We start from the raw sequence: 12,677 nt of genomic DNA, 5'->3' as shown, positions 1-12,677 counted from the left end.
TGTTGACGTTCAATGTCCAGGTTGCCTAGCATCGGCCGGTGCGGATGAACCAGGGTGTCGAGTGGGCGATGCACGTGCTGCTCTCCCTGGCGTGGGTCGACGACGACAAGCCCGTCAGCACCGCGGCCCTGGCCGCGAGCTACGACCTTCCCCAGGCGTACCTGCACAAGCAGCTGCAGGCACTCGCCAGGGCGGGGCTCGTCGAGTCGCTTCCGGGCGCGCGCGGGGGATTCCTCCTGGCCCGCCCCGCGGACGAGATCACGCTGATGGAGGTCGTCGCCGCCATCGAGGGCCCGGACCCGGCGTTCACCTGCACGGAGATCCGCCGCAACGGCATGGGGGAGAACGCTCCCCGGAGCGCCTTCCGTCGCACCTGCGCGGTGAACGGCGCGATGCAGCGCGCCGAGCTGCAGTGGCGTCAGGCGCTGGCGGGCCAGACGATCGCCGACATCAAGGCGGAGGCCGAGGCCCACGCGCCCTCGGCCGCCCGCATCGCGAGGCAGGCCTACGGGCGGGTCTGAACCCGGCCCGATCGCTCGTCGCCCCACCGCGCCGAAAAATGCCTTTCCCGGAACCGTTCGGGTGCGCACCCCGACCTGTGGGTGAAGCGCGTCCCGGTGGGACGAACCGAGCTCGGGAGGTCTCGTGGAACGGCGAACATTCCTGCGTGCGTCGGCGTTGTCGGTCGGGGTCGTCGGTGCGGCGGGAGCCCCGGCGTCCGCGGCGAGTCCGTTGCGCGTGCACGTCGTCGTCTTCGACGGCGTGGAGGAGCAGGACTTCATCGCACCGGTCGAAGTGCTGGGCCTGGCGGGGAGGCTGTCCGGCGGCGCCGTCGAGACGACCCTGGTGACGACGGGGGCACCCGGCAGGGTCAAGTGCACGTTCGGCACCGAGGTGGTCGTCCCGAACGGGTGGTCACCCCGTGACGCCGACGTCGTCGTGATGCCCGGTGGCGGTTACGGCCGCTCCGACGGGGTGCGCAAGGTGATCGCCGACAAGGGGTTCCTGCGGCGGCTCGCGGCCTCCGAGGCTCTCCCGGTCGGCATCTGCACCGGCACGATGGTCCTGTCCGCGGCGGGGATCACCAAGGGGCGCAACGCGACCACCCACCACGGGGCGAAGGCGGACCTCGCGGCTCAGGGCGCCACCGTCGTCGACGCCCGCGTGGTCGACGACGGGGACCTGATCACCGGCGGCGGGATCACGTCCGGGCTCGACGTCGCGTTGTGGCTGGTCGAGCGGTTCGTGGGGGTGGGGATCGCGCACCGGGCCGAGACGGTGATGGAGTACGAGCGCCGGGGAACCGTGTGGCGCAGGTGATCTGACGCCCGGTGGTCAGGTGCGGAGAAAGCCGCGGTCGAGTCGGCGCGGGTGCTGGCACTGGCCGACTCCCAGCTCGCCCTCGCGGACCTGGAGCCGTACCTCGCCGATCCGGTCCCGTGCGCAGGGCGGCGGTGGCGACGCTGACCGAGGCGGCACACGACCCGTCCCGGGAGCCGCGGGTGCAGGTGGCGAAGGGGATCACGGACGTGTCCGTCCTCGCCGCGCTGACCGGCGACGATGATCCGCTGGTCCGCGCCGCCGCCCTGGAAGCGGCCGAACGGGTCGGACACCCGGCGTCGTTGAGCGACCTGGCCGCCGGCCTGCTCGGCGGTCCGGCGTGGCAGGTGCGCGTGGGCGTCGCGAAGGCGCTCACCGACCCGGACTCGTGATCGGGCTGGCGGGTGACCCCGACCCGACGTCCGCGAGGCGGCGGTACGGGCGCTGGCCCGGTGGTCCGGGGACCCGTCGGTGGCGCCGGCCCTCGAGCGCGCCACCGAGGACACCGACGCCGACGTGCGTGCCTACGCCAGGCGGGCACTCGCTCCGACGCGGGAGATCTCGATGCGCGCGAGGTCGCGCACGTAACGGCTGGAGCGCCCGTCCTGCGGCGTCACGAGCGTGGGGCGGGTGAGCCGGCGGCCGTTGTAGCGGGTCGCGAGCAGCGCCGAGCAGGAGCCGAACTCCGGGTCCACCTCGGCCCACGAAAGCACCACGCGGAAGCCGTCCTGCGAGGTCGCGACGACGACGAAGCCGAGCTTGTCCATCTTGCTCCCGTCGTCGAGGCGCAGGACGACCCTGCCGAGGATCTCGTGCAGCGGCACGCCCTGCACGCAGTGGACCTCGCGCACACGGGTCGTGCGGTACTGCACGTTGACGGGCTCGCGGGCGTGGGCGTCGAGGTGTGCGGTGGAGAACGTCCAGTCGTCGCTGATGTCCCCGGTGACCAGGACCTGGTCGTCGGGGGCCGGTGTGCGCGGCGTCGGTACTCGGGCGAACGAGAGGTCCACACCCTCCACGGTACGACGCCGGACGGTTTTGCAGAAGGCGAGATCCGTGGATCGCCCCCTTGGGCGTAGATGCGGTGAAAAGACCACTCAGACGACGCGTTATCGGAGTTGGATCACGATTGGATCCGCGAACGCACCCGAGGCTTGATTCCGCAAAAGCGGGACATACGATGTTCTTCGTGCCGAATGTGCGGATCAGCGAGGCCGCCGCGGCCGAGTCCACCCACGTGGTCGTGGAGATCCCGGAGGCCTGAGGTCATGTCCAGAATCGCGCGCGGAGCCGTCGTCGCCGCCACGGCCGCACTGGCGCTCGCGGGCTGCGGCTCCGGCCAGCCCGGCAGTTCGCCCACGGCGGGTTCGGAGGCGCCGAAGGTCACGGGGAACGTCACGGTGTTCGCGGCGGCGTCGCTGACCGAGACGTTCACGCGGCTGGGCGAGGACTTCGAGGCCGCCCACCCCGGCACGAAGGTGAAGTTCAACTTCGGCGGCAGCTCCGCGCTCGCCCAGCAGCTCAACCAGGGCGCCCCCGCCGACGTGTTCGCGAGCGCGGCACCTGCGAACATGAAGCAGGTGACCGACACGAAGACGATCACGGACGCGCCCACGACGTTCGTGAGGAACAAGCTCGCGATCGCGGTGCCGAAGGGCAACCCGGGCAAGATCGCGGGCCTGCCGGACTTCGCCGACGCGGGCAGGAAGATCGCGCTGTGCGCCGAGCAGGTCCCCTGTGGCGCCGCGGCGAAGAAGGTCTTCGAGGCCGCCGGGGTCACGGCGTCCCCGGACACGCTGGAGCAGGACGTCAAGGCCGTGCTCACCAAGGTCTCGCTCGGTGAGGTCGACGGCGCGCTGGTCTACAAGACCGACGTGAAGGCCGCCGGGGACAGGGTCGAGGGCATCGACTTCACCGAGGCGGACCAGGCCGTCAACGACTACCCGATCGCCCCGGTCGCGAAGGCTCCGAACGCGGCCGCGGCCAAGGCGTTCATCGAGTTCGTGCTGTCCGGCAAGGGCAGGTCGGTGCTGAGCGCGGCGGGCTTCGTCAGCCCGTGACACGTCATCGTGCGCGAGGACGGCTTCCGGTCGTCCTCGCCCTGCCCGCGTTCATCGGCCTGGCGTTCCTGCTGGTGCCGCTCGCCGGGCTGCTGGTCAAGGCACCGTGGGGGAGCCTGTCCGGTCAGCTCTTCAGCGCCGAGGTGGGCGAGGCGCTCCGGCTCTCGCTGATCTGCGCCTCACTGGCGACGGTGCTGTGCCTGGTGCTCGGCATCCCGCTCGCCTGGCTGCTCGCCCGCTCCGGCCTGCCGGGGCGCGGGTTCCTGCGCGCGCTCGTCACCGTGCCGCTCGTGCTGCCGCCGGTCGTCGGTGGTGTCGCGTTGCTGCTGGTGCTGGGACGGCGCGGGGTGATCGGGCAGCACCTGGACGCGTGGTTCGGGATCTCGCTGCCCTTCACCACCGCCGGCGTCGTGGTCGCCGAGGCGTTCGTGGCCATGCCGTTCCTGGTGATCTCGGTGGAGGGCGCTCTGCGAGCCGCTGACCCGCGGTTCGAAGAAGCGGCGGCCACGCTCGGTGCGTCCCGCTGGCTCACGTTCCGATGCGTGACGTTGCCGTCCGTACTGCCCGGGGTCGTCGCGGGCGGCGTGCTGTGCTGGGCGCGGGCGCTGGGGGAGTTCGGTGCCACGATCACGTTCGCCGGCAACTTCCCAGGAGAGACCACGACGATGCCGCTGGCGGTGTATCTCGCCCTGGAAACGGATCCGGACGCGGCGATCGTGCTGAGCATCGTGCTGTTGCTGGTGTCCGTCGGAGTGCTGGCCGGTCTGCGCGACCGGTGGATCAGCGGGCCGACATGACCCTGAACGCGGAACTGCGCGTCACGCGCGGGAACTTCGACCTCGCGCTCGACCTCACCATCGCCCCCGGCGAGGTGGTCGCCCTGCTCGGTCCCAACGGCGCCGGCAAGTCCACCGCGTTGCGCGCGCTGGCAGGTCTGTCGCCGCTCACCTCCGGCAGCATCACGCTCGGCGAGTCCACCTGGGACGGTCCGGACGCCTTCCTGCACCCCGAGGACCGCCCGGTCGGCGTCGTGTTCCAGGACTACCTGCTCTTCGCGCACATGTCCGCGCTGGAGAACGTCGCGTTCGGACTGCGCGCCCGCGGCACCCGGCGCGCGGAGGCGAGGGCACGGGCCGCGACCTGGCTCGACCGCGTCGGACTGGCGGAGTACGCCCAGCGCAAGCCTCGCGGGCTGTCCGGTGGCCAGGCCCAGCGCGTGGCACTCGCGCGCGCCCTCGCCACCGGCCCGAGCCTGCTGCTGCTCGACGAACCGCTGGCGGCGCTCGACGCCAGCACCCGCCTGCAGGTCCGCTCCGAGCTCGGCAAGCACCTCGCCGAGTTCGGCGGCCACACCCTCCTCGTGACCCACGACCCGCTCGACGCGATGGTGCTCGCCGACCGCCTGGTGATCCTGGAGCACGGCCGCGCGGTCCAGCAGGGCACGCCGTCCGAGGTCGCCCGCCAACCGCGGACCGACTACGTCGCGAACCTCGTCGGCCTGAACCTCTACCGGGGCAACGCTCACGGCACGACCGTGGACCTCGTGGAAGGCGGCAGCATCACCGTTGCCGAGCCGGTGACCGGCGCTGTGCACGTCGCGTTCCCGCCCAGCGCCGTGAGCCTGCACCCGGAGAAGCCGCAGGGCAGCCCGCGCAACACGTGGCAGGTCACCGTCGCGGCGATGGAACAGCACGCCCACACCACCCGCGTGCGGCTCGACGGCAGCCCGCCCGTGCTCGCCGACATCACCACCGCCACTCTCGCGGACCTGCGGCTGCGGCCCGGTGACACGGTCTGGGCGGCGGTGAAAGCCACCGAGACCCACACCTATCTCGCCTGATAGCCGAGAGCTGTCAAGCGATAGGGACGTTCGTTTGGACAGCGCGGTGATTCCCGGAGGAAGGTCGGAACCGCTCGACCACCACGACGTCCGGCGAGGGAGAACCGCAATGGCGAAGGTCCTGTGCGTGCTCTACGACGACCCGATCGACGGCTACCCCCAGACGTACGCGAGGGACGGTCTGCCGGACCTCGACGCCTATCCCGGCGGGCAGACGCTGCCCACTCCGTCCTCTGTGGACTTCACGCCCGGAGCCCTGCTCGGCAGCGTGTCCGGTGAGCTCGGCCTGCGCCGGTACCTGGAGAACCAGGGCCACACCCTCGTCGTCACCTCGGACAAGGACCGCGAAGGCTCGGTGTTCGACCGCGAGCTGGCGGACGCGGACGTCGTGATCTCCCAGCCGTTCTGGCCCGCGTACCTGACGGCGGAACGGATCGCCCGCGCTCCGAAGCTCAAGCTCGCGCTGACGGCGGGCATCGGCTCGGACCACGTCGACCTCGACGCGGCCATCGCCCACGGCGTCACGGTCGCGGAGGTGACGTACTGCAACTCCATCAGCGTCGCCGAGCACGTGGTGATGTCCATCCTCAACCTGGTGCGCAACTTCGTTCCGTCGCACCAGATCGTGCTCGACGGCGGCTGGAACATCGCCGACGCGGTCGCCCGCTCGTACGACGTCGAGGGCATGCACGTCGGCACGGTCGCGGCCGGGCGCATCGGTCTCGCGGTGCTGCGGAGGCTGGCGCCGTTCGACGTGCACCTGCACTACACCGACCGGCACCGGCTGCCGGAGAGCGTCGAGCGCGAGCTCGGCCTGACGTTCCACGAGAGCACCGCCGCGATGGTGCCGCACTGCGACGTCGTGACGATCAACGCGCCGCTGCACCCCGAGACCGAGGGGCTGTTCGACGACGAGCTGATCGCCACGATGAAGCGCGGCGCGTACCTGATCAACACCGCCCGCGCCCGCATCGCCGACCGCGACTCGGTGGTCAGGGCGGTGCGGAGCGGCCGGCTCGCCGGGTACGCGGGTGACGTCTGGTTCCCGCAGCCCGCCCCGGCAGACCACCCGTGGCGCACCATGCCGCACCACGGCATGACGCCGCACATCTCCGGCAGCTCCCTGTCCGCTCAGGCCCGGTACGCGGCCGGCACCAGGGAGATCCTGGAGTCGTTCTTCGCGGGCACGCCGATCCGCGACGAGTACCTGATCGTCGACGGCGGCAAGCTCGCCGGCACGGGCGCGCACTCGTACTCGACGAACAGCTGAGCACGTGCACGCCGAGAACGAGGCAGTGCTGGCGGCCAAGGCGCGGCTCGGGCTCACCTGGCCCGCGATCGCGGAGACGCTCGACCGGCCGCCGGTGTGGACGACCTCGGCGTTGCCGGGACAGCACCCGGTGCCGCCCGACGTCGCCGCGAGGGCCGGTGAGCTGCTGGAGCTCACCGCCGGGCAGGTCCGCGCGCTGGCGGCGCAGCCCACTCGCGGGGCGCTGGACACCGCGGTGCCGGTCGACCCGACGATCTACCGGTTCCACGAGGTCCTGCAGGTCTGCGGGCCGGCGGTCAAGGAGCTCATCCACGAGCAGTTCGGTGACGGGATCATGAGTGCCGTCAACTTCCGGATGAACGTCGACCGCGTCGCCGACCCGGCGGGCGACCGGGTGGTGGTCACGCTCGACGGGAAGTTCCTGCCCTACCAGTGGTGACCGGCCGTCCCGAGTCCGCCGCGGATCGACCCCCGCTCGTGCGACCACATCGCGTGTCGATCTGGGCCGGCCTGGATCGACACGACGCCGAAGCCGGCGCCATGGCGATCCACAGGAATCCCGGGCTGCCCGGAGAACGCGGTGATCACCCCGGCGAGCACTGTGCTGTAAAAGAAGGTGCCGCAAGGCGCAGCCGATGATGTCGCAACCTTTGTTCGGTACCCGAACGGCGGTTGCACCGTCATTTCTTTTTACAGATAGTGCGTTTTTCGTCGAGCAGGACCGGCAGGACATCTCGGACCCTGGGGGCATCTCGCGTGGAGCGTTCGCACCGTTCCAGTGCCTCGGCATCGGGGCTGGTGGACGAGTCGGAGGGGCGCACGAAGCGTGATCCTTTGCGGACGGTTCGATTGCTCACCAATGCTTTCGCGTTGCTGGGCGCTGCCGCGCTGACCGGCAACCTCCTCTTCTCCGCCGGCGGCGTGGTGCGCTTGTTCCTGGCGCCGCTGGTCGTGCTCCTCGTGAGTTCGTGGTGGTTGTGGCCGCGACTGGACGGGTGGGCGTCCGCGGTGGCGGAGGGTGTCGTCACGGCCGGTTCGGCGCTGGTGCTCCCCGGCGTCCAGCCGGTGCTCGCGTTCCTCTTCGGAGTGACGACGCGGCGCGCGTTGCAGGGCGGCTCGGGGCGGTACCCGGTGAAGTCGCTGGTGGGCCTGGCCGGGTACGTGGGAGGGCTCGGCGTGTCGTTGTCCCGGCTGGACCGGGTCGACGCCGACGTGCTGATGTCCGGCGTCATGCCGTTGCTGGGACTGGTGATCGGGACGTTCGCCCTGCACGAGACCGTGCGCGCGGTCAGGGCCCAGGAGGCCGCGCGCCGGACCGTGGGCGCCTTGCTCCAGGCCACACCGGTCGGGCTGGCGCTGCTCGACGAGCGCGGTACCCCCAGGCTGCACAACCTCCGTGCCCGCGAGATGTTCAGCTGGGACGACGACACCATCGAGGCGAGCACGGTGCCGTGCGCGCACGGCGTTGCGATCACCCGGTGCGACGACGGATGCGCGGCGGCGGACGGGCCGGTCGAGGTGGAGTCGGACGCCGGGCTGGTGCTCGCCCTGCACACGGGTCCGGTCGAGCAGCCCGCCGGGCCCGACCACACGGTGGTCGCCGCCGTGGACGTGAGCAGGCGCCGTCTCTGGGAGGAGGCGCTGCGCGACAAGGCGGAGCGCGACGAGCTGACCGGTCTGGCGAGCCGGGCGCACTTCCTGCACGTCGTGCGGGAGGCGATGGCCCTGAGCTCCACGGCCGGGTTGCTGATCGTGGACCTGGACAGGTTCAAGGACGTCAACGACGCCGACGGCCACGAAGCCGGCGACCAGTACCTGAAGGCCGTGGCGGCCCGCATGGTCTCCGCGCTGCCGCCCGAGGCCGTCGCGGGACGACTCGGTGGCGACGAGTTCGCCGTGCTCGCTCCGGGGGCCGAGGTCGAGGACGTCGTGCGGCTCGCGAAGTCCGTGCTGACGGAGCTGAACGGCGCCCCGGAGCAGTTCGGCGCGAGCATCGGCGTCGCGGTCTCCGGGCCGGGCGTCGGCACGGCCGAGCTGCTGCGGGACGCGGACACCGCGATGTACGTCGCGAAGCGGGAGGGCGGCAACCGCATCCGCCTGTTCCACCCGGACATGGGCGAGCAGGCGCTGATCCGGCAGCGGGACCGGACGGACCTGCGCACCGCGGTGGAGGACGGCCAGCTCGTCGTGCACTACCAGCCCATCATCGACCTCGCGACGGGCGCGGTGACGAGCGCGGAGGCGCTGGTCCGGTGGCAGCGGCCCGGCCGGGGACTGCTGGGGCCCGACGCGTTCATCGGCCTGGCCGAGGAGACCGGGCTCATCGTGCCGCTCGGCCAGAAGGTCCTCGAGGCCGCGTGCCGCCAGGCCGTGCGCTGGCAGGCCGAGGGGCGTTCGCTGGGGGTGACGGTCAACGTGTCCACCCGCGAGCTGTCGACCCCCGGCTTCCTGCCTCGGCTGGACGGCGTCGTCGCCGCGACCGGGCTGGCGCCGGGCAGCCTGACGATCGAGGTCACCGAGAGCGTGTGGGCGGACGGACCGGCGATGCGGAGCCTGGTGGCCGTGCGGGACGCGGGGATCCGGGTGGCGCTGGACGACTTCGGCACCGGGTACTCGTCGCTGAGCTACCTGCAGCGCTACCCGTTCGACGTCGTGAAGATCGACAGCTCGTTCACTCGTGCTCTCGGCAGCAACGGCCGCACGGAGGGCGTGATCCGCTGCATCATCGCCCTCGCCGACGTCCTCGGCGCGCAGACCGTCGCCGAGGGGATCGAGACGCCGGAGCAGGCGGAGTGGCTCCGCGAGGCCGGGTGCTCCTACGCCCAGGGCTACCTGTTCGGCAGACCGGCCCCCGCGGACAGCTGGACCGCTCAGGAGTGACGTCAGGCGTGGTTCGGTACCCTCGGGCCGCCTGACGGAAGGACACGGGTGGACGACTCGTCGAAGGTCGGTAGCCACGCTCGCACGGTGCTGGCCGCCGCGGAGGCGTTCCGCGCCGAGGCAGCGGGAGTGCGCGCGGAACCGGACCGGTTGCTCGCGCTCGCCACCGCGAAGTACGAGGCGCTCCGGGACTCGCTGGTGGCCGAACGGCTCAGCGCCATGCCCGTGGACGCGCTCCGCGACTCGAAGGCGAACCTGAGGCTGAGCACGCTGAAGGCCGCCGGGTACCGGACTGTCGCCGACGTCGCCCGGGCACGCCTGGAGCAGCTCGACGGGGTGCCCGGTGTCGGCAGGCAGTCCGCCGAGCAGATCGTACGGGTCGTCCGCGCCGTCGTCGAGGGTGTCGCACGCGACCTGACCGTGCGGCTGAACCCCGACCGCGCCGACCGCTCCCAGACCGAGCTGCTGCAGCTGATGTCCAAGCTGCGCAGGGCGAACCAGCTCGTCGGCCCGCTGCGCGAGCCGCTCGGGGACGTGCTGGACAGGGTCGACGCCGACGTGCGGTCCGCGTCCCGTGCGTGGAGCCGGCTGCGGATGTTCTTCTCGTTGCGGAAGAACAGGCAGGCCGCCCTCGACTCGCTCGGCCGGCTGGAGTCGTTGCTGGCCAGCCGTGACGTGGCGGCGTTGCGCGCGGTGGGCACGCAGCTGCGCGTACCGGACCTCGACCACCGCGCGCTGTGGCGGGACTACGAGCTCGACGCGGCCGCCTACAACACGCTCCTGGCCGACCTCGCCGGTGCCGAAGCGGCGCCGGATCGCAGTGCCGCCAAGGGTTTCGTGCCGTCCGAGATCGAGCACGAGGTCGACGCGACCCCGCTCGACACCAGCCTGCTCAAGGTGTCGCTGCGCGGCTACCAGGTGTTCGGCGCGAAGTTCGCGCTGGCCCGCAAACGCGTGATCATCGGCGACGAGATGGGCCTGGGCAAGACGATCGAGGCCGTCGCGGTGATGGCCAGTCTCGCCGCGGAAGGGCGGCGCGGGTTCCTGGTGGTCTGCCCGGCGAGCGTCGTCGTCAACTGGGTCAACGAGATCGCCCGCCACAGCGACCTGGTGCCGCACCGCATGCACGGCGCGGGCCGCGACGGCGCGGTGGGCGAGTGGCTGGCGCAGGGCGGCGTCGGCGTGACGACGTTCGGCACGTTGCCGAAACTGGTGCTGCCGAAGAGGTTCCGCCCGGCCCTGGTCGTCGTGGACGAGGCGCACTACGTGAAGAACCCGGACACCCAGCGCTCGCAGGCGGTCAACAAGGTCGTGCAGCGCGCGGAACGGGCGGTGCTCCTCACCGGCACTCCGATGGAGAACCGCGTCGAGGAGTTCCGCAACCTGGTCGCCTACCTCCAGCCCGGTGTCGCGGCCCGCACGGGCACGATCGACGCCGTGGTGGGAGCGAAGGCGTTCCGCCGCGTCGTCGCACCGGTGTACCTGCGGCGCAACCAGGAGGACGTCCTGGGAGAGCTGCCGGAGCTGCTGGAGGTGGAGGACTGGGTCGAGTTCGGCAAGCAGGACCGGAGCGCCTACCTCGACGCGGTGCGCGAGGGGAACCTGATGGCGATGCGCCGCGCCGCCTACACCCCGGGCACCCCCGACGGCTCGGCGAAGCTCGAACGGCTGCTGGAGATCATCGAGGAGTCGAGGGACAACGGCTGGAAGGTCGTGGTGTTCTCGTACTTCCACGACGTGCTGGACGCGGTCGCGGAGCACGTCCAGGTCTTCGGCCCGCTGACCGGCGCCACGTCGGCGCAGGGCCGTCAGAAGATGGTGGACGAGTTCACGGCGTGCGAGGACCACGCGGTGCTGGTGGCCCAGATCGAGGCGGGCGGCGTGGGCCTCAACATCCAGGCCGCGTCCGTGGTGATCATCGCCGAGCCGCAGTGGAAGCCGAGCACGGAGGACCAGGCGATCGCCCGGTGCCACCGGATGGGCCAGGTCCGCAAGGTGCACGTGCACCGGTTGCTGGTCAAGGACAGCGTGGACGCGCGGGTGCAGGAGATCCGCGACCACAAGACCCTGCTGTTCGACCACTACGCGCGCGAGAGCGACACGAAGCATGCGCACGCGAGCGCGCTGGACTCGGCGGTGTCGGTGGAGCAGCGGGTGGTGGAGGCCGAGCGACAGCGGCTCGGGCTCTAGGCGCTGTCCTCGCCCGACGAGACCTGCAGGACGGCGCCTGGCCCAGGAGTACCTGAGGCTCACGTCCCCGCACGTCCCCGCACGTCCCCGCACGGCCCGGCCCGGCTTGGAGGCCGGTATCCGGAACGCGGGCCTCGCCTGGGTCCTGATCGACGACACCCCGTCGGTGCGCGAGCTCGTGGACCGATTCGTGCGCAAGACATGAGGATTTCATCGCCGACGGGCTCGTCGTACACGTCCGAACGGACCACTCCATAGGCCATGAATAGGGCTTTTTGGACGCGCCTGACCACGCGCTCTCGCTATGTGTAGCAGTGGTCTAACCGGGTGAATTGTGACCATGAACACTCGCCCGAGACCTTGTCGTGTTCGTTTCGTAATATCGCGGCCCGTGTGATGCCCCGTCCCCAACGCAAGGTGCTCCCGAATGCCGGGCCGACATAGAACTGACCAGTTAGCCAGCCGAAAACTGCCCCTCGCGGTCGCCATCTCCCTCGGTGCGGGACTGGCCGCGACCTTCTGGGTGGTCCAGGAGACCGGCCGGCAGGTCGATCCCACGGGCGCCGCCGCTCTGCTGGCCGCCCCGACAACCTCTGTCAGCCAGGAAGCTCCCTCCGTCGTGGCCTCGACCACCGTGCCGTCCTCGTCGGCCGTGGTGACGACCACGGTCCCTCCGGTGACCACGACGACCCCCGAGACCACCACCCCGCCCCCACCGCCTCCTCCGCCGCCCTGCCCGACCACCCTGGACGGCGTGAAGCCGCACGTGGCCCAGGTGGGTCACCACGTGGCCGGCAAGTTCGGCGTCGAGGACATCGGCGGCGCCGCCGGCCGAGGCGGCTCCGGCGACCACCCCACCGGCCTGGCGCTCGACTTCATGGTCGACACCGCGACCGGCAACGCCCTGGCCGACTACGTGCTGGCCAACCAGAAGGCGTTCGGCGTCACCTACGTGATCTGGCGCCAGCGCTACAACGACGGCAGCGGGTTCACGCCGATGGAGGACCGTGGCAGCCCCACGGCCAACCACATGGACCACGTGCACGTGTCGTTCAAGGCGGGCGCGACCGTCAAGGTCACCTGCTGATCCTCGCCGGAAATCGGAACCCGTGAGTTC

Annotated in this window: 12 protein-coding genes; 11 read left to right on the top strand and 1 reads right to left on the bottom strand. The window is 71.3% G+C overall.

Translation table 11 applies throughout. From position 1 onward, the window contains the following. Positions 1-44: 44 nt before the first annotated feature. The 3 genes from ACWF7A_RS00855 to ACWF7A_RS00845 all read left to right on the top strand — a co-directional run bounded on the left by ACWF7A_RS00855 (position 45) and on the right by ACWF7A_RS00845 (position 1,712). The gene (locus ACWF7A_RS00855; protein WP_452248894.1) at positions 45-521 is read left to right on the top strand and encodes an RrF2 family transcriptional regulator; all 477 of its coding nucleotides are present in this window, start codon (positions 45-47) and stop codon (positions 519-521) included. A 124-nt stretch (positions 522-645) separates the two neighbouring features. Continuing rightward, positions 646-1,320: a DJ-1/PfpI family protein gene (locus ACWF7A_RS00850; protein WP_452248298.1), complete on the top strand. Its 675-nt coding sequence runs from the start codon at positions 646-648 to the stop codon at positions 1,318-1,320. 119 nt (positions 1,321-1,439) lie between these two features. Next, complete coding sequence (locus ACWF7A_RS00845; RefSeq protein ID WP_452248297.1) at positions 1,440-1,712, top strand: HEAT repeat domain-containing protein; 273 nt, start codon at positions 1,440-1,442, stop codon at positions 1,710-1,712. A 132-nt stretch (positions 1,713-1,844) separates the two neighbouring features. Here ACWF7A_RS00845 and ACWF7A_RS00840 read toward each other — a convergent pair whose 3' ends face one another. Then, complete coding sequence (locus tag ACWF7A_RS00840) at positions 1,845-2,330, bottom strand: molybdopterin-binding protein (protein ID WP_452248296.1); 486 nt, start codon at positions 2,328-2,330, stop codon at positions 1,845-1,847. Positions 2,331-2,588: 258 nt separating this feature from the next. On the opposite strand from ACWF7A_RS00840, the gene modA reads away from it, so the two are divergent. The 8 genes from modA to ACWF7A_RS00800 all read left to right on the top strand — a co-directional run bounded on the left by modA (position 2,589) and on the right by ACWF7A_RS00800 (position 12,647). Further along, positions 2,589-3,380: a molybdate ABC transporter substrate-binding protein gene (gene modA, locus ACWF7A_RS00835; protein ID WP_452248295.1), complete on the top strand. Its 792-nt coding sequence runs from the start codon at positions 2,589-2,591 to the stop codon at positions 3,378-3,380. Continuing rightward, positions 3,377-4,177 carry a molybdate ABC transporter permease subunit gene (modB, locus tag ACWF7A_RS00830; RefSeq protein WP_452248294.1) on the top strand — a complete coding sequence of 267 codons (801 nt, stop codon included), beginning with the start codon at positions 3,377-3,379 and terminating at the stop codon, positions 4,175-4,177. Before modA ends, modB begins: the two co-directional genes overlap by 4 nt. Further along, positions 4,174-5,220 carry an ABC transporter ATP-binding protein gene (locus tag ACWF7A_RS00825; RefSeq protein WP_452248293.1) on the top strand — a complete coding sequence of 349 codons (1,047 nt, stop codon included), beginning with the start codon at positions 4,174-4,176 and terminating at the stop codon, positions 5,218-5,220. The genes modB and ACWF7A_RS00825 overlap by 4 nt, the downstream gene beginning before the upstream one ends. Before the next feature lie 109 nt (positions 5,221-5,329). After that, the gene (locus ACWF7A_RS00820; protein WP_452248292.1) at positions 5,330-6,490 is read left to right on the top strand and encodes an NAD-dependent formate dehydrogenase; all 1,161 of its coding nucleotides are present in this window, start codon (positions 5,330-5,332) and stop codon (positions 6,488-6,490) included. Positions 6,491-6,494: 4 nt separating this feature from the next. Beyond that, positions 6,495-6,929, top strand: coding sequence for a cyanase (gene cynS, locus ACWF7A_RS00815; RefSeq protein WP_452248291.1), 435 nt, complete (start codon positions 6,495-6,497; stop codon positions 6,927-6,929). 410 nt (positions 6,930-7,339) lie between these two features. Then, the gene (locus tag ACWF7A_RS00810; protein WP_452248290.1) at positions 7,340-9,370 is read left to right on the top strand and encodes a putative bifunctional diguanylate cyclase/phosphodiesterase; all 2,031 of its coding nucleotides are present in this window, start codon (positions 7,340-7,342) and stop codon (positions 9,368-9,370) included. 48 nt (positions 9,371-9,418) lie between these two features. After that, complete coding sequence (locus ACWF7A_RS00805; RefSeq protein WP_452248289.1) at positions 9,419-11,560, top strand: DEAD/DEAH box helicase; 2,142 nt, start codon at positions 9,419-9,421, stop codon at positions 11,558-11,560. Between the two features lie 619 nt (positions 11,561-12,179). After that, positions 12,180-12,647: a hypothetical protein gene (locus tag ACWF7A_RS00800; protein ID WP_452248288.1), complete on the top strand. Its 468-nt coding sequence runs from the start codon at positions 12,180-12,182 to the stop codon at positions 12,645-12,647. Positions 12,648-12,677: the final 30 nt, after the last annotated feature.

Source organism: Lentzea sp. NPDC055074 (assembly GCF_053608005.1).
The sequence above is the reverse complement of the archived record's forward strand: the minus strand, read 5'-3'. Positions and strand labels throughout refer to the sequence as shown.

Excerpts from the sequence above, each read along its gene's own strand:
- ACWF7A_RS00855 (WP_452248894.1), top strand. The coding sequence starts at position 45 with ATGAACCAGGGTGTCGAGTGGGCGATGCACGTGCTGCTCTCCCTGGCG.
- modA (WP_452248295.1), top strand. The coding sequence starts at position 2,589 with ATGTCCAGAATCGCGCGCGGAGCCGTCGTCGCCGCCACGGCCGCACTG.
- ACWF7A_RS00825 (WP_452248293.1), top strand. The coding sequence starts at position 4,174 with ATGACCCTGAACGCGGAACTGCGCGTCACGCGCGGGAACTTCGACCTC.
- ACWF7A_RS00820 (WP_452248292.1), top strand. The coding sequence starts at position 5,330 with ATGGCGAAGGTCCTGTGCGTGCTCTACGACGACCCGATCGACGGCTAC.